This window comes from Nocardia sp. NPDC046763 (assembly GCF_040645495.1).
GTDB lineage: Bacteria > Actinomycetota > Actinomycetes > Mycobacteriales > Mycobacteriaceae > Nocardia.
The window spans coordinates 201,556-220,492 of the sequence record NZ_JBEYYI010000002.1; the positions used below are offsets into that span (position 1 = coordinate 201,556).

The 18,937-nt window shown below is 67.3% G+C and carries 17 protein-coding genes and 1 pseudogene; 10 read left to right on the top strand and 8 right to left on the bottom strand.

From position 1 onward, the window contains the following. The first annotated feature begins 342 nt into the window (after nucleotides 1–342). From ABZ909_RS03790 to ABZ909_RS03805, 4 genes are all read left to right on the top strand, one after another. Nucleotides 343–1,194 (top strand): alpha/beta hydrolase, encoded by an 852-nt coding sequence (locus ABZ909_RS03790; RefSeq protein ID WP_356996076.1) that lies wholly within the window; start codon nucleotides 343–345, stop codon nucleotides 1,192–1,194. Then, nucleotides 1,187–1,759, top strand: a complete 573-nt coding sequence (locus tag ABZ909_RS03795) for a TetR-like C-terminal domain-containing protein (RefSeq protein WP_356996077.1) — start codon at nucleotides 1,187–1,189, stop codon at nucleotides 1,757–1,759. Before ABZ909_RS03790 ends, ABZ909_RS03795 begins: the two co-directional genes overlap by 8 nt. Before the next feature lie 53 nt (nucleotides 1,760–1,812). After that, entirely contained in the window at nucleotides 1,813–2,652 is an 840-nt protein-coding gene (locus ABZ909_RS03800; protein ID WP_356996078.1) for an alpha/beta hydrolase, read from the top strand. 108 nt (nucleotides 2,653–2,760) lie between these two features. Continuing rightward, complete coding sequence (locus tag ABZ909_RS03805; protein ID WP_356996079.1) at nucleotides 2,761–3,768, top strand: zinc-binding dehydrogenase; 1,008 nt, start codon at nucleotides 2,761–2,763, stop codon at nucleotides 3,766–3,768. 30 nt (nucleotides 3,769–3,798) lie between these two features. On the opposite strand, the gene ABZ909_RS03810 is transcribed toward ABZ909_RS03805, so the two are convergent. Then, nucleotides 3,799–4,872: a metallophosphoesterase gene (locus ABZ909_RS03810; RefSeq protein ID WP_356996080.1), complete on the bottom strand. Its 1,074-nt coding sequence runs from the start codon at nucleotides 4,870–4,872 to the stop codon at nucleotides 3,799–3,801. A gap of 206 nt (nucleotides 4,873–5,078) precedes the next feature. On the opposite strand from ABZ909_RS03810, the gene ABZ909_RS03815 reads away from it, so the two are divergent. From ABZ909_RS03815 to ABZ909_RS03840, 6 genes and pseudogenes are all read left to right on the top strand, one after another. Continuing rightward, nucleotides 5,079–6,434, top strand: coding sequence for a hypothetical protein (locus ABZ909_RS03815; RefSeq protein WP_356996081.1), 1,356 nt, complete (start codon nucleotides 5,079–5,081; stop codon nucleotides 6,432–6,434). 87 nt (nucleotides 6,435–6,521) lie between these two features. Then, nucleotides 6,522–7,313 (top strand): TIGR03084 family metal-binding protein, encoded by a 792-nt coding sequence (locus ABZ909_RS03820; RefSeq protein WP_356996082.1) that lies wholly within the window; start codon nucleotides 6,522–6,524, stop codon nucleotides 7,311–7,313. Between the two features lie 430 nt (nucleotides 7,314–7,743). Beyond that, nucleotides 7,744–8,481: a hypothetical protein gene (locus ABZ909_RS03825; protein ID WP_356996083.1), complete on the top strand. Its 738-nt coding sequence runs from the start codon at nucleotides 7,744–7,746 to the stop codon at nucleotides 8,479–8,481. Next, a complete protein-coding gene (lhgO, locus tag ABZ909_RS03830; protein WP_356996084.1) occupies nucleotides 8,478–9,686 on the top strand; it encodes an L-2-hydroxyglutarate oxidase in 1,209 nt (402 codons plus the stop codon). The genes ABZ909_RS03825 and lhgO overlap by 4 nt, the downstream gene beginning before the upstream one ends. Before the next feature lie 50 nt (nucleotides 9,687–9,736). Beyond that, nucleotides 9,737–10,237: an SRPBCC family protein gene (locus tag ABZ909_RS03835; protein WP_356996085.1), complete on the top strand. Its 501-nt coding sequence runs from the start codon at nucleotides 9,737–9,739 to the stop codon at nucleotides 10,235–10,237. 10 nt (nucleotides 10,238–10,247) lie between these two features. Then, nucleotides 10,248–10,676, top strand: a pseudogene (locus ABZ909_RS03840) (ribonuclease H); the annotation flags it as partial. 341 nt (nucleotides 10,677–11,017) lie between these two features. On the opposite strand, the gene ABZ909_RS03845 reads toward ABZ909_RS03840, so the two are convergent. The 7 genes from ABZ909_RS03845 to ABZ909_RS03875 all read right to left on the bottom strand — a co-directional run bounded on the left by ABZ909_RS03845 (nucleotide 11,018) and on the right by ABZ909_RS03875 (nucleotide 18,930). Next, nucleotides 11,018–11,923 (bottom strand): hypothetical protein, encoded by a 906-nt coding sequence (locus ABZ909_RS03845; protein ID WP_356996086.1) that lies wholly within the window; start codon nucleotides 11,921–11,923, stop codon nucleotides 11,018–11,020. 91 nt (nucleotides 11,924–12,014) lie between these two features. Beyond that, a complete protein-coding gene (locus ABZ909_RS03850) occupies nucleotides 12,015–13,187 on the bottom strand; it encodes an MlaD family protein (protein ID WP_356996087.1) in 1,173 nt (390 codons plus the stop codon). After that, the gene (locus ABZ909_RS03855; RefSeq protein WP_356996088.1) at nucleotides 13,184–14,299 is read right to left on the bottom strand and encodes an MlaD family protein; all 1,116 of its coding nucleotides are present in this window, start codon (nucleotides 14,297–14,299) and stop codon (nucleotides 13,184–13,186) included. The genes ABZ909_RS03850 and ABZ909_RS03855 overlap by 4 nt, the downstream gene beginning before the upstream one ends. Then, nucleotides 14,296–15,357 (bottom strand): MCE family protein, encoded by a 1,062-nt coding sequence (locus ABZ909_RS03860; protein WP_356996312.1) that lies wholly within the window; start codon nucleotides 15,355–15,357, stop codon nucleotides 14,296–14,298. Before ABZ909_RS03860 ends, ABZ909_RS03855 begins: the two co-directional genes overlap by 4 nt. A gap of 77 nt (nucleotides 15,358–15,434) precedes the next feature. Then, the gene (locus ABZ909_RS03865) at nucleotides 15,435–16,433 is read right to left on the bottom strand and encodes an MCE family protein (protein WP_356996089.1); all 999 of its coding nucleotides are present in this window, start codon (nucleotides 16,431–16,433) and stop codon (nucleotides 15,435–15,437) included. After that, the gene (locus ABZ909_RS03870; protein WP_356996090.1) at nucleotides 16,430–17,473 is read right to left on the bottom strand and encodes an MCE family protein; all 1,044 of its coding nucleotides are present in this window, start codon (nucleotides 17,471–17,473) and stop codon (nucleotides 16,430–16,432) included. The genes ABZ909_RS03865 and ABZ909_RS03870 overlap by 4 nt, the downstream gene beginning before the upstream one ends. Further along, nucleotides 17,470–18,930, bottom strand: coding sequence for an MCE family protein (locus ABZ909_RS03875; protein WP_356996091.1), 1,461 nt, complete (start codon nucleotides 18,928–18,930; stop codon nucleotides 17,470–17,472). Before ABZ909_RS03875 ends, ABZ909_RS03870 begins: the two co-directional genes overlap by 4 nt. Between the last annotated feature and the right edge of the window lie 7 nt (nucleotides 18,931–18,937).

Consider the following 18,937-nt stretch of genomic DNA (forward strand, 5'->3'; position numbering starts at 1 on the left):
TGTTCGCCGGGGGCGAACATGCATCGAGCCGCGGATCAGGATCGGAAACAGCGGTATATGAGCTGGTCAGCGCACTGTCAGGGAATCGAGCTCGGCGGCGAACAGTTCGGCGGAGTCGAAATCCGTGCCGTTGAGGTGGCCGGCGAGCCCAAGGGAGAGGACGCCGTGCGGGCGGGTCGCCGGACTGGAGGCCTGGCCGGCCAACCTGCGGACCGCCGCCGAACGCTAGCACCCGGCACGCCACGCCGGCGGACCGATTTTCCGGATAGGGGTTGACGACCAAGGCTAAATCGATTAGCTTTATGGCTATCGCAGTTAGCTACTCCTAGAGAGTGAAAGACCATGACGCAGTACGTGGACATCGACGGTGGCCGGATCGCTTACGACGAGATGGGTGAGGGCCCGCTGGTCGTGCTGTCGCACGGCATGGGGGTCGATCGCAATGCCTACCGGCACCTGATGCCCCTACTGGCGGCGGCCGGGTACCGGGTGGTCAACACCGATATGCGCGGCCACGGCGAGTCGAGCATGGACTGGGCCTCGGTCACCGGCAAGGAGGCCATCAGCCGCACCGATGTCGCCAATGATCTGCTGGCGGTCATCGAGAAGCTGGGCGGCGGACCGGCCATCGTGGTGGGCCACTCGCTCTCGGGCGGGTCGGTCACCATCGCGGCGGCGCAGCGGCCGGACCTGGTGCGGGCCATTGTGGAGATCAACCCGTTCACGCTGACCCAGAAGGTCGACGTCGCAGCGCTTCTCACCAACTCCCGCCACCGCAGCGGCATGATCCCGCTGATGGGCACCATGATGTTCAAGAGCCTCGGCCAGTGGCTGAAGTACCTGAAGGTGGCCATTCCGACCAAGCCCGCCGACCTCGACGAGTACCTGGCCGAGGTCGGGGCCAAGCTGCGCGAGCCCGGCCGGATGGCCGAATTCATGAAGACCGGGCAGTCGACCCCCGCGGACGCGGAAGCCCAGCTCCCCAATGTGACCCAGCCCGCGCTCATCATCATGGGCACCGCCGACCCGGACTTCCCGAGCCCCGAGGCCGAGGGCCAGCGCATCGTCGCCGCCCTGCCGGCCGGACTGGGCAGCCTGGGCCTGGTCGAGGGCACCGGCCACTACCCGCAGTTCGAGGCCGCCGACCGGGTGGCCGAGCTGATCCTGCCGTTCCTGAAGGAACATCATGCCTAGGGTGGGCCTGAGCCGGACCGACGTCGTCGCCGCGGGGGCCGCCCTCGCCGACGAGGTCGGTTTCGGCAATCTGGCGCTCGGGGCCCTCGCGCTGCGGCTCGGGGTGCGAACCCCCTCGCTGTACAAGCACATCGCGAGCCTGGCCGACCTGCAGCACGGCATCGCCGCGCTCGCCATGGCCGAAGTCGACCAGCGGGTCCGCGACGCCATGCACGGGCTCTCCGGCAGCGCGGCCCTGGCCGCCTTCGCGAATGCCTTCCGCGACTATGTGGTCGACCATCCGGGCCGGTACACCGCGACCGTCGGCGCCAAATTCACCGGGCCGGATGATCCACTGCTGCAATCGGGTTCGCGGGTGCTGGAATCCATGGCGGCGGTGCTGCGCGGCTACGGGGTCGGCGAGGAGGAGATGGTGCACGCCCAGCGCACGCTGCGCTGCCTGTTCCACGGCTTCGCCACCCTGCAGGCGTCCGACGGCTTCCAATGGAGCAACGACTCCGAGGACAGTTTCGAGTGGATGATCCGCTTCCTCGACCGCGGTCTCACCGAAATCGGCTCGCACTGAACCGGTTTGCGGGACCATGAATCCAACACTGGCAACGAAGGTGTTGGAGTGTCATGGAAGACTTCACATTCGACGGCACCCGTATGGCGTATGTGCGGCAGGGGGAGTCCGGTCCACCGGTGGTGATGCTGCACAGCGCGGGGTCCTCGCATCTCATCTGGACGCCCCAGATCGCGGCGCTGTCCCGTGAATACCGGGTCTACGCGGTCGATCTGCCCGGTTACGGCGCCTCCTCCCGGCCCGCCGACGGGTACACGCTCGAGCGCTACACCGAGTTGATCCGCGCGTTCATCGAACATCATGAGCTCACCGAGGTCGGACTGGTCGGCAACTGCGTCGGTTCGGCCGTCGGCCTGACGCTCGCCCGGCGGCATCCCGAGCTGATCCGGGCGGTGGTGGCGATCAACCCGCTCACCGAATCCACTGCCATGCACGGTGATTGGCACCAGGCGGCGCGCCTGGCCCGAGCTCTGCCGAATGCCACGGCCCGGAAGCTGAGCGGTTGGCACACCCCGCGCTGGGTCGCCCGCCGCACCGCCCGATCCTGGTTCACCACGCGGCGCGCCTATCGCGAATGCCCGTACGTGGCACCCTTGTCGTCCGGCTTCCCGGCGCGGGCACTGATCTACCTGGTCCGCGACCTGTCTTCCTTTGCGACGCTCGACGATTGGCCCGATCGCGACGGCTTGCCACCGATCTGCGTCATCTGGGGCAACCAGAACCGCGTGCTGTCGGCGGCGGCCGGGCGCGGCGTCACCGCGAAGCTGCGCCCCGACCGCGCCGAATACCTCGACGGCTGCGGCCACGTCCCCATGCTCGAACGCGCCCCCGACGTCACCGCCATCATCACCGAATTCCTCACCGCGCACCTGCCCGCGGACAGCGTGCGCTGAGCACCCCACCGATTCGGCGGTTCGGGCAAACCGCCCGAGCTGGCGCGGGCGCGGCTTACCATGGCGCCGGGGAGGGGCCGCCCGAACGGATACCGCGAGGAGTCATCGATGACCATGCTGGCCGCACGACTACACCTGGGGCCGGAGCGCCGATTGGAGCTCGACGAGGTGCCGATTCCGGAACCGGGGCCGGACCATGTGCTTGTGAAGGTCGAGGCGGCGGGCGTATGCCTGTCGGACGTGCACCTCATCGACGGCACGCTGACGCCCCTGTTCCTGCGCGATGATGCGGTGACACTCGGCCACGAGGTCGCGGGCACGGTGCACACGCTCGGACCGGACGTGACCACCGCGAAGGTGGGGGATCGCGTATTGCTGCAGGCCGGGGAGCTTCGCAACGGGGCCACCTTCACCCGCGGCGTGGACTACGACGGCGGCTGGGCCGAATACACCCTGGCGCGGATCGACACCCTGGTGCCGATTCCGGACGAGCTGCCGTTCGAGCAGGCCTGTTTCATTCCCGACGCGGTGTCCACGCCGTGGGCAGCCATCACCGCCACCGCCGAGGTGAAACCCGGTGAGGCCGTGGGCGTCTGGGGTGTCGGCGGGCTGGGCGCGCACGGGGTGCAGCTGCTGCGCATGGTCGGCGCCGCGCCGATCATCGCGGTGGATCCGCTGCCCGCCGCCCGGGAACGAGCGCTGTCCTTCGGCGCGGACCTGGCCTTCGATCCGGCCGATCCGGACCTGCGGCGCAAGGTGTTCGAGGCCACCGGCACCGGCCTGAACGCCGCCTTCGACTTCGCCGGGGTGGCGCCGGTGCGCGAGCAGGCGGTGGTCTGCCTGGCGCCGCAGGGCCGCCTGGTGCTGGTCGGCCTCACCGACAAGCCGATCACCATCACCGGCGGCACCGCGTTCAGCTTCTTCCAGCAGCAGTTGCGCGGGCACTACGGGTCCACGCCCGAGCACGTCACCCAGCTGGTGAAACTACAGGGGCTGCACCGGGTCGACTTCTCGCGTTCCGTGAGTGCCGTGGTCCCGCTGGCCGACGCCGCCAAGGCCGTGCACTCCCTGGAATCCAAGGAAGGCAACCCGATTCGGATCGTTCTGAAGCCCTAGGCCGCTCACGCACCCGGCACGGTTCGCGGATTACGCGAGCCGACGCTGGAAGACGTTGGCGGACTGGCTGTTCGAGAGATCGACCGTGTAGACCCCCAGGTCGGCGGACGTGGGGGTCAGGTCCAGGACCATGAAGCCGAGGTCGATGTAGTTCTCGTACAGCGCACCGTTGGCGGTGTGCCTGCCGCCGATGGACGGTTCGTCGTGCACCGATTTCGCGGCCGCACCGGAGATGATCTGCCGGGTGCCCTTGGAAGCCGCGTTGGGTTCCAGGACCTGCAGCGAGTGGTCGTGGCCCGACAGCAGGAACTGGCACCGGCCCAGCACGTGCGCCTCGAAGAAGTCCTTCACATAGCGGCCGTCGATCGGCTCGATGGTCAATCCCTCGTATTCCCCGGCGTTCCCGTGCGGTCCGTTGTTGAGGTACGGGTGGTGGGTGCAGGCGATCTTCCACTTCGCCGGCGACTCGTCGATGGCCCGGTCCAGCCAGGCGGCCTGCTCGGTCATGAACTGGCCGTCGGCCGCCCAGTAGGGCTGGAAGAGCGGCGGCAGGTAGGCGGCGATGGGATTGAGGTCCAGGACGAAGAATTCGACGACGGGCTGCTCCTGCGGAACCCGCACCGAGTAATAGCGGGACGGCATGAACCAGCGGGCCGAGCGCGCGTGATAGGCGACCTCGTGGTCGCCGCGCAGCAGCCAGCCGCCGTCGCCGGGCAGGATCGAGGAGTTGTCGTGATTGCCCTGCACCATGAGCCAGGGGAAGTCGAGGTCGTGGTTGGGGTCCTCGAACTTGGCGGCGAACTGGGCGTCGTCGTCGGACCACGGGCCCTGCTCGTAGACGTTGTCACCGAGGCCGAGGGCGAAGGAGAACGGCTCGCGCGCGTGCAGTTCCCGCATGGCGTCGGCGACCTGCCACTGCGGCCGCGCGCCGGTGCCCGCATCGCCGGTGACGAGAATGCGCAGGCGATCGACGTCGGGAAGCGGGAATTTGCCGGTGGCCGGGGCATTCTCGGCGCGGGCCGGCGCACCGGCGGCCGCGAGCGCGGCAACCCCGGCAGCGGTGGCGGCCGTGCCGGTCAGAAACCCACGACGGTCGAGCGACATGCTGATCTCCTACCCGTATCTGCTGGTCGATTGACCAGTATCCCCAATTCCGGAACCCGCCGCAGACTACGTCGGCATGACCTTGCCAACACCCCCGCGACACGACGCGTTCTTCCAGGCCAGGACCTTTTGACAGCGCCTCGGACCGATGAGAGTGTTGGGAGTCCGTTTTCTCACCATCGGCTAGGCCACAGGGGGACGCTGCTATGACGACACTGGCCTCGGGTCTGTTTCTCGACTGGGAACAGCTGACCGGCCAGCCCAAACTCGTCGTCGATCTGATCAGCTTCCCGATCTTCAGCGCCATCGCCGGCTGGCTCACCAACTGGACCGGCGTGCTGATGTTGTTCTGGCCGGTCTACTTCCAGGGCTTCCGGGTACCCGGCCTGGAGATCCTCTACCCCTACCTCCCGCGCCGCGTACAGGTGCTGCCCACCTTCTCCGGCGACGGAAAGCGGCTCGGCTTCCAGGGTTTCATCCCGGCGCGCGCCGAGAAGATGGCCAGCATCTGCGTGGACGTGGCCATCATGCGAATCGGCAGTCCCAAGGACTTCATTCGCGAACTCGACCTCGAGGGCATTGCCGACTACATCGCCGAAGTGGGCCGCAAACAGGTGCCGGCCATGGTCGACGAGATCATGAGCAAGGAGAACCCGGACCTGTGGGGCGCGGTGCCCAAGTCGGTGCGCAATGTGCTCTACCAGCGCATCGAACGCGAACTGCCGACGCTGGCCCGGCGCGCCTTCGAGCAGCTCGGCGACAATGTCGACCAGCTCATCGACATCAAGGACTTCGTCATCCGGTATCTGCGGGACAACCCGGAGATCCTCAAGGACCTGACCACCACCATCGCCGCGCCGGAACTGAAGTTCATGGTGCGCATCGGCCTGCTGGGCGCGCCCTTCGGTCTGCTGCTGGCGCTGTACATGCATGTGCACCAGAGCATTCCGGTGCTGGGCTGGATTCCGCCGTGGCTGATCATTCTGGCCGCAGCCGCGGCCATCGGTGTCACCGTCAATGTCATCGCCATCAAGATGGTGTTCGAGCCGGGCGACCCGCAGCCGCGCTACAAGTACCTGTGGAAGCAGGCGCTGCTGGCCAAGCGGCAGCCCGAGGCCGCGGCCGATCTCGCGAATATCCTGGCCTACCAGGTGCTGACGCTGCCCAATCTGGCTCGCGAACTGCTCGACGGCCCGAACGGCGACAAGACCCGGCAGCTGCTGGAGCGGCTCATCTCCCAGGAGATCCACCGCCAGCTCGGGCCCACCCACTCGGTGGTGCGGACGGTCTTCGGCAGACGGCAGTTCGACAACCTGACGGTCGGCGCGACCTCCGCCGCGGTGGGGCTGGCCCCGAGCCTGGCCGACGATCCGGAATTCGCGGCCGCCCAGGCCAAGAAGATCGACGAGTTCGCGGCCCGCAAGCTGCAGCAGCTCACGCCCGGCGAGTTCATGGAGATGTTCTACGCCTCGGTCGAGCAGGACGCGTGGCTGCTGTACCTACACGGCGCGGCGCTGGGCCTGGTGGTCGGGGCCGTCCATCTGATCCTTTTCGGCTGGTAGACGGCTTTTTTTCAGACGGGAACGAGGGCCGCCAGAAATCAAGCACGCATGCTTGCATTTTTCCGGCGTGGCTGCGATGCTGGCCCGGTGGCCGACCTCGAGGCATTGCTCGCCGACTTCACCGCCGAATGCGCCGACCTCGATCGGCTGATCGCGAACCTGGATCCGGCCGGCTGGCAGCGCGACACCCCCGCCGCCGGCTGGACCATCGCCCATCAGATCGCCCACCTGAACTGGACCGATCAGGTCGCCACGGTGTCCGCGACCGACCCGGTCGAGTTCGACAAACTGGTGCAGGCGGCGCTGCCCAAGGCGCTCACCTTCGTTGACGAGGCCGCCGAGGAGGGCGCGAAAACCCCTGCGCCACAACTGCTCGCGACCTGGCGGCAGGATCGTGCGGCCCTGGTCGAGGCGCTGCGCACGGTTCCGGCGGGCACCAAGCTGCCGTGGTTCGGGCCGCCCATGAGCCCGGCCTCCATGGTCACCGCCCGCCTGATGGAAACCTGGGCGCACGGGCACGACGTGGCCGACACACTCGGCGTCACCCGCGAACCCACAGCGCGCCTGCGGCATATCGCGCACATCGGCGTACGGACCCGTAACTTCGCATACCTGACGCACGGCAAGCCCGCGCCCGGCGAGGAGTTCCGGATCGAACTGAGCGCGCCCGACGGCAGCGCCTGGACCTGGGGCCCGGCCGAGGCCGCACAGCGAATCAGCGGTCCCGCCTTGGACTTCTGCCAGCTGGTCACCCAGCGGCGGCATCTCGACGATCTCGGCCTGGACGTGGTGGGCGCCGACGCCCGCGAATGGCTGGGCCTGGCACAGGCTTTCGCCGGTCCGCCCGGAAGCGGCCGAACGGCGGGTCAGTTCGACTGACCCGCCGCCTATCCCGGCCTCCGACCAGACATCCCCAATTCCCACCGGGGCTTCGTTCTCGGCGGAACGGGTTTCCGAGGGTCCGGCCCTTGGTATCACCACTGCTCCCCGAGGAGGAGCGAGCGAGCGCCAGCCTGGGTGCGCCGTGCCTGGTGCCGACCGGACGCCATTGGCCGGAGGTCTCTTCGATGGCAGTCGAGTTGGCGCTCGCCGCTACCGGGTTTTTACCCAGTCTTTCGGCGGGGAAAACCTGTTGATGCCCAACCTTTCCACAGTGTGATCCTGGTCTCACGCGGGGCGTGCGCTACCTGCCGCCACCGTAACCTGGACGCGCGTACGACTTTCAATGGTGCGGGTCGTCGCGCCGTCCACGCGCAAGGGGACGGACGGGCGCAGGGGGCCAGGGGAGAGGGAAAGGAACGCACCAGTCATGTCGCATGAACTCGCGACACAGGCCGCCCGGTCGACCCGGCGTACGGCCCAGGTGTTCCGCTACAGCGCCATTGTCACCGCCAGCATGGCCAGCATCGGGCTGACCGTCGCCGCCGGTTCCTACATCGCCAATGAAATGGCCCAGCAGCCGGGCAGGCTCGCCACGGGCGCGCCGGGCAACCATCCGGCTCTCATCGAGCTCGGCCCGGGCGCAGCCGATCGGCCGGGCGTCCAGTCTGCCGAGCCGATCGCCGAGAAGGTCGCCCTGACTTCGCTTTTCACCAACCGGGGCATGGAACCCGCGTTCGTGCAGGTGATTCCGGCCCGCACCCCGGGCACCGGCGCCGCCACCGCGTCCGAGGTGCCCCGCCCGCTGGGCGGTCAGTTCCGGCTCGGCACGGCCTACGTGGGCGCGCAGGTGGCCGCGGCCCAGCACACGGCGACGCTCACCGTCGACACCAATGTCTTCGCCGCGTTCGCCGATGTCCTGCTGAACACTCCGCTGGGGCACCAGCTGGGCATCAACGGCGATCCGAGCGCCACCACCCGGCTGCGGACCGATGTGGACAGTCGCGGCGACGTGACCCTGACCCTGTCGGACCCCGCGATCGGCAACTATGGCCTGCAGATCGCGCGACATCCGGTCCCGGCCGCCACGACCGACACTCCCGCGCACGACGCACACGAGACGGACGGCCGCAAGGCAGGGGAAGACTCGGCCGTCGTCGCTGTGTGAGACTTCACGGTGTGTACGACTACTGCGTGATCGGCGGCGGCATCGTCGGGGTGGCCACCGCGCACCGCATGCTCGAACGCCATCCGGGGGCGAGCCTGCTGCTGCTGGAGAAGGCCGGGCAACTGGGCCTGCACCAGACCGGGCACAACAGCGGGGTCATCCACTCGGGCATCTACTACGAGCCCGGCAGCCTGAAGGCGCGGCTGTGCGTGCGCGGCGCGCAGCTCACCAAGGAATTCGCCGCGGCGCACGACATTCCGTTCCGGGTGTGCGGAAAACTGCTGGTGGCCACCGATGCCGCCGAGCGCGCACGGATGCTCGCGCTCTACGAGCGGTCCGTCGCCAATGGCGTCGAGGTGGAGTTGCTCGACGCCGCCGAGCTGGTGCGGCGAGAGCCGCGCGTCACCGGGGCCGGAGCGCTGTTCGTGGCGAGCACCGGCATCATCGACTATGGCCGGGTGACCCGGGCGCTGGCGCAGGAGGTGCGCACGGCCGGTGGTGAGATCGTGCTCGGCGCGGAAGTCACCGCCATCACCGAAACCGACTCAGCGGTAACCGTTTCCGGCCCGGCCGGCAACTGGCAGGCCCGGCGGCTGGCGGTGTGCGCGGGCCTGCAGGCGGACCGCATGGCCCGGCTGGCGGGCCTGGACATCGATCTGCGCATCGTGCCCTTCCGCGGCGAGTACTACCAGCTGCCGCCCGAGCGCAACGATCTGGTGAACACCCTGATCTATCCGATCCCCGATCCCGAACTGCCGTTCCTGGGCGTGCATCTGAGCCCGACCATCGACGGCGCGCTGACCGTCGGGCCCAATGCGGTGCTGGGCCTGGCCCGCGAGGGCTACCGCAAGGGCAGCGTGAACCTCCGCGACGCCCGGGAGATCCTGGGCTACCGCGGTTTTCACCGGGTGGCCGCCGCCAATGTCCGGACCGGGCTGCGGGAAATGCGCAACTCCCTGTTCAAGCGCGGCTACCTGGCCGAATGCCGTCGCTACTGCCCCGAGCTAACCGTCGCCGATCTGTTGCCACGGGAGGCGGGCATCCGCGCCCAGGCGGTACTGCGCGACGGCGCGCTGGCCCACGATTTCCTGCTCGAGCACACGCCGCGCTCGGTTCACGTGCTCAATGCTCCCTCCCCGGCGGCCACCTCCGCCCTGCCCATCGCCGAGTACATAACGGACCGATTGGACAAGTTCGCTCAATAAATAGGATTGCTGTAGTACTTTTAAGGCAGCCGTGGGACAGGGAGCAGCCTATGGGCCATTTCAAGTACGCCAGTGATGTCGGCGCACCGGTGGAAGTCGCGTTCACATACACGGACAACCATCAGTTCGTGCCGGACTGGGCCTTCGGCGTGGTCGCATTCGAACCGATCGGGGATTCCGATCATGGTGCCGGCGCCGTCTTCGCCGCAACCCTCCGGGTCGGCCTGTGGCATCCCACGATCGAGTGTGAGATCAGCGACTACCGCCGCAACGCGGTCATCGAATACACACTCCGCCGACGCCGGAAGGGGAAGCCGGCGTCGGCGTGCTCCAACTTCTGTGTCATCACCCTGCGTTTCGACCCCCTCGGGTACGGCCGCGCGGTGCTGACCTCGGAAACCGAGTACTGGGTCCCACGCGGGCTCACCGGCAAGTTGCTGTCGAAGATGCTGGCCGCGATAGTGCAGGCCACCGTCCACCGGACCGAATCGCAATTGCGCAGGGAGATAGAGGAATTCCACGGCACCGATCTTGTCGGCCGGATCGCGTAGGGTAGGCCGCATGATCATCGTGAGCACCGACGGATCATGCCTGCGCAACCCGGGCGGCGCGATCGGCTGGGCCTGGGTCAATCATGCGGGCGGCTCGGCCAGCGGCGGTGCGCCCTCGGGCACCAATCAGATCGCGGAGCTACGCGCACTCCTCGAGGCCATCCGGGCGCATCCGGACGCCGAACCCCTGCTCATCGAGAGCGATTCGCTCTATGCCATCAAGTGCGCCTCCGAGTGGATCCACGGCTGGCGCACCAATGGGTGGAAAACTTCCACCGGCGGCGCGGTCAAGAATCTCGAGCTGATCCAGCAGATCGACCGCGCCATCGCCACCCGGCCCGGTCCGGTCCGGTTCCGCTGGGTACGCGGGCACGTCGGCAACTACTTCAACGAGCAGGCGGACACGCTGGCCGGCCAGGCCGCACGGAAGGTGGCCGCCACCGGTGTCGCCACCGATCCCGACGGCGACGAACCGGTGCCCTTCGATCCGCCCACCGCGCCGATCCCGATCGTGGAACCCAAGACCGAGCCCCTCCCGGTGACCGCACCCGCCGGGTTGGAACGAGCCGAGACAGAACAGGCCGAGAAGGTCGGCGCCACCGCGCATTCCGCGGCCGCGACCCCGCGCCGCCGGGCGGCGGCCGCCAAAGCGTCTGCCGCCGAGGCACTCACGCTGTTCTGAGCGACCCCTCGCGAACCCTTCGACCTGCGACGACATGAAAAGGGCCCGCCTCCGGAAGTACCGGAGGCGGGCCCTTTTTCGTGCTCGGGATATCCCGATCAGTTACCCGGCTTGGGCGCCGCGGTGGTGGCGGGCGCGGGCTGGCCGGAGGGGGCGGGCTGACCCGAAGGAGCCGGCTGACCGGAGGGCTGGACGCCCTGCTGGTCACCGCCGCCGGTCCCGCCCGGGAACAGCGGGTTCTCGTCACCGGCGTAGACCGGCTGGAACTTCGACACCAGCCACTTGCCGTCGTGCTTCTCCAGCTCGACATAGGTCGGGATGGTGAGCACGATCGGCTTGGCGTGGAAGTCGTTCGTGGAGGTCTGGGTCAGGCTCACCAGGACCGAGGCCTTGTTGGCATCGCCGGACTCCCAGCCGCAGCGCAACACGTTCAGCGAGGACTTGGCGTGTGCGCTGGACAGGATGTCCTTCACGTCGCCGGCCATCGGGTCGAACATCTGCTTGAACTCACCGGTGATGAGCGCCTGCACGCGCGGGGCGAAATCGTTCCACGAGGACTGGTCGTAGACCGAGACCGCGCGCGCGAAATCGCAGGCGGCCTTGGCGGCGGAGTCGCGGTCGGCGAGTTCGTTGCTCTTGGTGTGCGACTGCCACCAGAACGCGCCCAGACCCGCGAGCGAGGCGACCAGCAGCACGCCGAGCGCGATGAGCGCGACCATCGGCACCGCGACCTTGGAGACCAGCGCGGACTCCGACTTCGCCTGCGGCGCGCCGGCGGCCGCCGGTTCCGGCTTCGCGGCCGAATCAGCTTCGGGCTCGGCAGCCTTCGCTTCCGGCTCGGCCTTCGCTTCCGGCTCGGGCTTCGATTCCGGCTCGGGCTGGGCCGCCTCCGCGTCCTTCGTCAGCTCCGGCTTCTCGGCGGCCTCTTCGGCGCTGCTCTGGGCATCGGCCTCGGCGATGGAATCGTCTTCGGTTTTCTTGTCCTGGGCAGCGTCGTCCGACATCTATTCGATCACTTTCCCGGTGCGCTGCGGACGCACCGTCTAGGTTTCGTCAGCGAGTATGCCCGCTGCTCCTGAGAGCGGCGGGCGGCACTCACTTGACCGGCGGCAGGGTCCGCTCGTTCGGATCCGAACCCGCGGGCGGGAGCGCGCCATTGTTGGGCACATCCGGTCGCGGTGCGTTGCCCGAGCCGCGGATCTGCTGGTCCTGGGGTGGGTTCTGGCAGTAGCTCGCCCATTGCGGGAAGGTGTTCTCGGTCGCTACGGCGGGGTTCACCTTCTTGGTGACGTAGTCGCAGAAGGACCTCGGCCAGATGTCGACGATGGTGTAGAACTCACCGTCGTGCGCCGGCACGCCCATGGCGGAGGTGCCGACCACCAGCGACGGGAACAGTGCCCGCAGCGCCGGGGTGCGCAGCTGCGCGGCCTTGGTGATGGCCGCGAAGTTGGTGGCCAGGCTGGTCATCGGGTCGGCGGTCTTGTCCAGCACCGCGCCGAGGGCCTGCATCTGGCCGGGCGCCTGATCCAGGATCTTCTGGAGTTCGGCATTCGCGTCGTTGAACTGATTGAACAACACACTCGAATTACGGGTCAGCGTACCCAGATCTGGCTGCGCCAGCGACGTGGTGCCCGAAATGACCCGGAGGTTCTTGATCAGGTTGGTGGTCTGGGGGAGCAGGCTGTCCAGGCCGTTGGTGGCCAGGCTGATGCCGTCGATGAGCGAACGCAGCTGGTCCGGGCCGCCGGAGAGGGCGGTGTCGAGCTCGCTCAGGATGACGCTGAACTTGTCCGGATCCACCTGGGCGATGAGCGCGCTGGCATTGTCGAGCACCGACCACACGGGGGTGGGGGTCTTGACCTTGTCGGCATCGAACTGGATCACCGAACCGCTGTGCAGGAACGGACCCTGATCGGTGTTCGGGCGGAAGTCGATGAACTGCTCGCCCGCGCCCGACAGCGCGCCCACCGACACCTGGGTATCGGCCGGGATCGAGTACTTCTTGTCGATCTCGGCGGTGGCCGCGATGGCCGCGCCGTTGTCGATGAGCTTGATGTCGAGGACCTTGCCGACGCGGTAGCCGCGCAGGGTCACGTCGTTGCCGCTCTGCAGCCCGCCGGATCGGTCCAGATTGACCGTCACCGTGTAGGTTTCGCGCAGCGGATTCACCCGCATCACGCTGATCAGCAGGTAGGAAGCGCCCACCAGCAGGATCAGCACCAGCGCGGAATTGGACACCAGGTTCCTGTGTCGCGATACCCAACTCATCGGTGTCCCCCGTTGATCCGGCCGTAGATGATCTGCAGCACCTGGATCAGGCTGCCCCCGAAGTCGTTGAGGTCCTTGAGGTCCGGGAACTTGCTGTTGGCCGGATCGGTGAGCAGGCCGATGTCGAGCATGGAGAGCGTGGCGGCCACCGCCAGGGTGTCGCCCTTGAACGAGGCGTCGGCCTTGGGCCGGATGTCGTGCAGGGCGTCCATGGCCGGGCCGAGGGACTGATCGGTCCGCGACAACGCGCTCATCAGCTGGCTCACATTGCCGAGCAGGCTGCCGAGCGAGTCGGAGGTGGTGTTGGCGTAATCGCCCAGTGCCGCACTGGTTGTCGAGATCTTGGTGAGCAGATCGCCGAGGGCCTGGTTGTTCTCGGCGATGGCGCCGATCATGCCGGGCAGGCTGTCGGCGACCTGGCCCAGCTGCTGGTGGTTGGCCTCGATGGTGTTGGCCAGCGCGCTGAATCCGGCCAGCACATTGTCGATGCGCGAGCTGTTGGTATTGAGGCTGGTCATCACGCTGGTGAGCTGCGTGAGCACGTGGCCCAGCTGTTCGCCGCGCCCGCCGACGATGGAGTCCAGCTCGGAGGTCAGCTTGGACAGGTTGGCGATGCCACCGCCGTTGAACAGCAATGAGACCGACATCAGCAGTTCTTCGACGGTCGCGCCGGCCGAGGTGTTGGTGAGCCGGTCACCGTTCTTCAGCAGCTGCATGCCGGGCTCGGCCTTGGGGATGGACACCGCCACGAAGACGTCGCCGAGCGGGGTGGCCTGGCGCAGTTCTGCGGTGCTGCCGGCCGGCAGCTCGATGTCCCGCCGGATGGCCAGGTCCACATTGGCCTTGAAGTCCTTGGTCGTGATCTTGGTGACCACGCCGACGTCGGAGCCACCGACCTTGACCTTGGCCTGGTCGGGCAGATTCAGCGCATTGTCGAAGGTCGCGTGGATGGTGTAGGTCTTGTCGCCCGGACCGGGTTTGGGCAGCGGCAGGCTCTCCACCGTGATGCCGCAGCCGGAGGCGACGACGGCGGTCGCGGAGACCGCGATGGCGACGACCGCCCGCCGGGCCGATCGGCCCGCGCGCAGATCCTTCCAGAAGCGATTACTCATTTGGTCATCCCCAGCATCGCCGCCATCAGACCGAAGTCTGGTCCGAAGTCCTCCATTTTCCCGGTGCGGCAGCCATCCGATTTCATCTGGATGCGTTCGCAGAACAGGCTCACCATCTCACCGGAGAGCGCGGTGCCGATCAGGCCGTGCAGGCGGATGAAGTTGCCCTGCCGGTTGACCGAGCGGTCCAGGTTCTGCATGAGCAGCGGGGCCACGTCGACCACCTCGGTCAGGCCGGCCGCATTGGCGCGCAGCTGGTTGGTGACATTGGTGAGCCCGGTGAGGGTGCCGTTGAGCTGGTCGGAGTACTGCGAGAACGCGCCACTGGTGTTGGCCAGGAACGCATTCAGCTGATCCAGGGTGCCCTGCAGACCGGGCGCCTGATCGGCCAGCAGACCGGTCATCTGGGTGATCTTGTTGCTGAATCCGCGCACCGAGTCGTCGTTGTCGGCCAGCATGGTGGTCAGCTCGTTGAGCTTGATGATGATGGTGGAGATGGCGTCCTTGTTGTCGACGCCGGTCTTCAGCGCGCCGGAGAGCGCGTTGAGCACATCGCGCATCTTCTCGCCGTTGCCGTTCATCATCGGGTACAGCACGCGACCCGACAGCGGGCCGATCCCGTCCTGCCCCTCCTGGGGCTTGAGCGCGGCAGCGAAGCTGTCGATGGTCTTGATCATGGTGTCCAGCTCGACCGGGGTCTTGGTCTGCTGGGTGGTCAGGTGCGAGCCGTCGGCCAGGGTGTCACCGCCGGTGTAGCGCGGGGTGAGCTCGATGTGCCGGTCGGTCACGATGGACGGCGAAACCAGTGCCGCCTGAACGTTCTTCGGGATCTTGACGCCCTTGTCCACGGTCATGTGGACCTCGACGTACTGACCCTTCGGAATGATCTTGTCGACCCGGCCCACCTCGAGCCCCAGCACGGTGATCGGGTTGCCCTCGAACATGCCGGCGATATTGAGGAAGTCCGCGGTGAAGTGCTGGGTCTGCCCAGCGGCGTCCTTCACTCCGAGCGGCACGATGGAGCAGGAGCCCACGGCCCACGCCGCAGCGCCGATCATGGCCGCCTTGGCGATTCGGCCGAGCAGGCGCCGCTGCTGTTCCGCGCCGGTCGATGTCTCTGCCTTGAAGCTCGATGTCATTGGTGGCACCCCTCGTTCACCTGCGCGAAGCACAACCAGTTGTCCGGGAACAGCCACGGCAGCGCGACCTCACCGTAGTTGCCGTTGCCGAAGGCATTGTTGAACTGCCGGATGGCCGGCGGCATGATCGACAGCAGCCGATCCAGGTTGTCCTTGTTCTTCTGCAGACCGTCGGCCATGGTGTTGAGCTGCTGCAGGGTCGGACCGAACTGGTTGTTGTTGTCCGCGCCGATCTGCTGCAACTGCCCGGTGAGCGTGGCGATATTGTCCAGCAGGCTCTTGAGCAGACCCTGCCGCTGCATCACCCGGTCGGCGATGGCCTGACCCTGCGTGATCACCAGCAGCACGCTGTTGCGGTTGTCGCCGAGGATCTTGGTGACCTTGTCCAGATCCTTGAGCAACTGGTCGACCTGATCCTTGCGGTTGTTCATGGTCTTGGCCAGCGCGCCGATGGCGTCGAGCGCCTGCACCGTCATCTGCGGGGTGTCGCCCATCTGCTGGTTGATCAGATTCAGCGAATCCGCCAGCTTCTTGGTGTCGAGCTCCTCGAACTTGGGCGTGCCCTCCTGCACCACGTCGGCCAGGTTGTAGGGAACCACCGTGTTGGACTTGGGAATCCGGTTGCCCTTCAGCCCGGAGCCGTCGCCGGGCACCAGGTCGACGTAGCGCGCACCCAGCAGGGTCGCCATCTTGATCGACGCCTTGGCATCCGGCCCCAGCTTCACGTCCTTGTCGACATTCAGGGTCAGCAGCACGTGATCGCCCTCGAGCTCGGCGCCCGAGATGGTGCCGACGGGGACACCGGAGACATCCACCTTGTCACCGACCTTGACGCCGGCGGTCTGCACGAACTCGGCCTTGATGCTCTGTGTGCCGATACCCACCGTCTTGTAGAGGGTGGAGCCCAGCAGCAGCGCGACGATGACCGCCACGCCGAGCATGCCGAGCCAGAAATTGCGATTGGTACTGAAGCGCTTCTTAAGCTTTGCGATCATGGCCGGCACACCGCCGAGTGGGAGTTGCCACCGATCTGCGAGAACAGACCGCGCGGGAAGAGGATGCCGTACAGCGAGACGTCCAGGCTGCACAGATAGGCATTGGCGTAGGCGCCGTTCTGGGTGAACTTGCCGACGTCGGAGAGGATGCCGGGCAGGTCCACCGCCGCCTGGTCGAGCTTGGCGCCATTGGCCAGCAGCAGTGCCAGCGCGTCGTGGGTGGCATTCTGCGCCAGCACCAGCTTGGGCTGGATGGAACCGAACATCCCCACCAGAGCCGTTGTGGCATCGGCGATCTGGACCGTCGACGCCTGCAGCGACTGGCCCTGCGCGTAGAGGCCGCCGATCAGGGCGCGGGTCTGGGTGACCAGCGTCTCCAGCTCGTCGCCCCGCTTGGCCAGCCCCGACATCACGCCGGACAGATTGGTGATCACGTCGGAGAGGATGCCGTCGCGGCGTTCGAAGTCCGAGGCCACCGACGCGGCCTGGGTGATGAACGCGCTCAGCGACACATTGTCACCCTGCAGCGCCTGGATGAAGGTGTTGGACAGGTTGTTCACCTGCTCGGGCTGCAGCACCTGGAACAGCGGCTGAAAACCGTTGAGCAGCGCCGAGATATCGAACGACGGCTCGGTCCGCTCGAGCGGTATACCGCCGTTGTTCTTCAGCACGACATGGTCACCGGTGTGCGGCTTGCCCGCGGCGGGCGGGTTCAGTGCGACATACCGCTGCCCGATCAGGTTCTGGTACCGGACCAGCGCCTTGGTGTCCCCGTACAGCGTCTGATCGCGCTGCACGATGAAGGTCACCACGGCCTGGTTCTTCTTGTCCAGCTCGATCTTCTCGACCTTGCCGACCCGCACACCGGCCATCCGGACGTCATCGCCCGCACGCAGGCCCAGTACATCGCTGAAGGTCGCGGTGTAGGTGTTGGTATCGCCTTTCACGGTGCGCGCGAGCGTATTCCAGATGACCGCGGTCACCAGGATGGACACGATCGCGAAGATGCCGAAACCGATCAGCGGCTTACGAACGCTCATCGGCCGGCCTCGCTCTGGCTCAGTTGCAAGGTCGCACCCTTCAGGATCGGGCTCAACAGCAGGTACTCGGCCGCGGTCGGACGCCGGCCCAGCAGGGCGGTGATGGCATCGTCACCGGCCAGCGCGATGTCTCCACCGGTGGGCACCGAACCCGGCTGGCTCGCCGGGGCGGCCGGCGCCAGGTTCGGGAACAGCCCCTGCAGCGGCGTGCCCGCGAGCGGGTCGTTGCCCGGCTTCGCAGCGCCGGCGCTCGGCGTGTCGGTGGGTGTGCCGGTGGTGGTGAGACCCGGGATCAGCGGGAAGCCCGGCGGCGGCGGGGTGACCGGCAGGTCCTTGGCAGCGTCGATTGCCCTGGGGCGCATGGCTTCCGGCAGCGTGCCCGGATCCGAGGTGAGCGGTGCGGTGCCACAGCTCGGGGCGGCCAGGTCGCCGTAGCGCGGGCAGTCGTCGCGGGTGTAGGGCTTGTAGGGCGTGAAAGTGAGGCCCATGTTCCAGATCATCTGGTTCTGCGGACCCCAGTGGAACGTCGAACCCAGCTTGCGCACCGAATCGTTCAGGTTCGCGATGGCCTGCGGAATGGCGTCCGGGTTGTCCGACAGCGCGCCGAACATGGCGCTGGTCCCCGTGGTCAGATCCTTACCGACATTGGGGTTGCGGGCGAAAAGCCCGTTCACCTTGTCGATGGTGTTCTCGCTGCCGGAGATGAGCGCGGTGAGCTCGGCCCGGCGGTCGGAGATGGTCTGCGCGGTCTTGACCGAATCCTGCAGCACCCCCATCAGGTCCGGCGCGGACTGGTTGAGCGCGTGGAAGGAGGAGGAGAAGTCGTCGAGGAAACCGCCGACATCCGGCACCGCCCCGCGCACGCCCTCGAGCCAACGGTCGACGCGCTCGATGGTGGAGCCGGGCATGCGGCCGCTGCCGTCCAGCGCGTAGGACAGCGTGCCCAGCACGCGGCCCAGCTGCACCGGATCGATCTTGCTCAGGATATTGCGGACCGTGGTGAGGGTGTCCTGCAGGGCGATGGTGCCCTTGGAGGTGTCCTCCGCGATCTGCGAACCCTCCTTCAGATGTGTGGAATCCGGTCCGTTGTAGACGAGTTCGACCGAGGTGACGGCGAACAGGTTGGAGGGCACCACGCGCGCGGTGACATTGGCCGGGACGCCGCCGGCGTACTCCGGCTTCATCTCGATGTGCACCTCCTGCTTCGTCCCCTTGGCCGCGACCGACACCTTCTTGACGGCGCCGACCAGCACGCCGCGGAACTTCACGTCGGCATCGGCCGGCAGGCCGTCACCGGTCGTGGTCAGATTCGCTGTGACATTGACCTTTTCGACGAAATATCCCTGGTACCGGGCGAACAGGAAGCCCAGCACGACCGCGATGACGGTGAGGCCGCAGACACCGGCGATGAGCAGCTGCCGCATCGTCGGTCCGCGCCCGCTCGGATCGATGATCATTGTGTGC

What these genes read in the sequence shown, in the direction of transcription:
- ABZ909_RS03850 (WP_356996087.1), bottom strand. Translation starts at nt 13,187, where the DNA reads ATGAGTTGGGTATCGCGACACAGGAACCTGGTGTCCAATTCCGCGCTG.
- ABZ909_RS03855 (WP_356996088.1), bottom strand. Translation starts at nt 14,299, where the DNA reads ATGAGTAATCGCTTCTGGAAGGATCTGCGCGCGGGCCGATCGGCCCGG.
- ABZ909_RS03815 (WP_356996081.1), top strand. Translation starts at nt 5,079, where the DNA reads ATGACGACACTGGCCTCGGGTCTGTTTCTCGACTGGGAACAGCTGACC.
- ABZ909_RS03810 (WP_356996080.1), bottom strand. Translation starts at nt 4,872, where the DNA reads ATGTCGCTCGACCGTCGTGGGTTTCTGACCGGCACGGCCGCCACCGCT.
- ABZ909_RS03875 (WP_356996091.1), bottom strand. Translation starts at nt 18,930, where the DNA reads ATGATCATCGATCCGAGCGGGCGCGGACCGACGATGCGGCAGCTGCTC.
- ABZ909_RS03795 (WP_356996077.1), top strand. Translation starts at nt 1,187, where the DNA reads ATGCCTAGGGTGGGCCTGAGCCGGACCGACGTCGTCGCCGCGGGGGCC.
- ABZ909_RS03870 (WP_356996090.1), bottom strand. Translation starts at nt 17,473, where the DNA reads ATGAGCGTTCGTAAGCCGCTGATCGGTTTCGGCATCTTCGCGATCGTG.
- ABZ909_RS03860 (WP_356996312.1), bottom strand. Translation starts at nt 15,357, where the DNA reads ATGATCGGCGCTGCGGCGTGGGCCGTGGGCTCCTGCTCCATCGTGCCG.
- ABZ909_RS03865 (WP_356996089.1), bottom strand. Translation starts at nt 16,433, where the DNA reads ATGATCGCAAAGCTTAAGAAGCGCTTCAGTACCAATCGCAATTTCTGG.
- ABZ909_RS03800 (WP_356996078.1), top strand. Translation starts at nt 1,813, where the DNA reads ATGGAAGACTTCACATTCGACGGCACCCGTATGGCGTATGTGCGGCAG.
- ABZ909_RS03825 (WP_356996083.1), top strand. Translation starts at nt 7,744, where the DNA reads ATGTCGCATGAACTCGCGACACAGGCCGCCCGGTCGACCCGGCGTACG.
- ABZ909_RS03790 (WP_356996076.1), top strand. Translation starts at nt 343, where the DNA reads ATGACGCAGTACGTGGACATCGACGGTGGCCGGATCGCTTACGACGAG.
- ABZ909_RS03805 (WP_356996079.1), top strand. Translation starts at nt 2,761, where the DNA reads ATGACCATGCTGGCCGCACGACTACACCTGGGGCCGGAGCGCCGATTG.
- ABZ909_RS03845 (WP_356996086.1), bottom strand. Translation starts at nt 11,923, where the DNA reads ATGTCGGACGACGCTGCCCAGGACAAGAAAACCGAAGACGATTCCATC.
- ABZ909_RS03835 (WP_356996085.1), top strand. Translation starts at nt 9,737, where the DNA reads ATGGGCCATTTCAAGTACGCCAGTGATGTCGGCGCACCGGTGGAAGTC.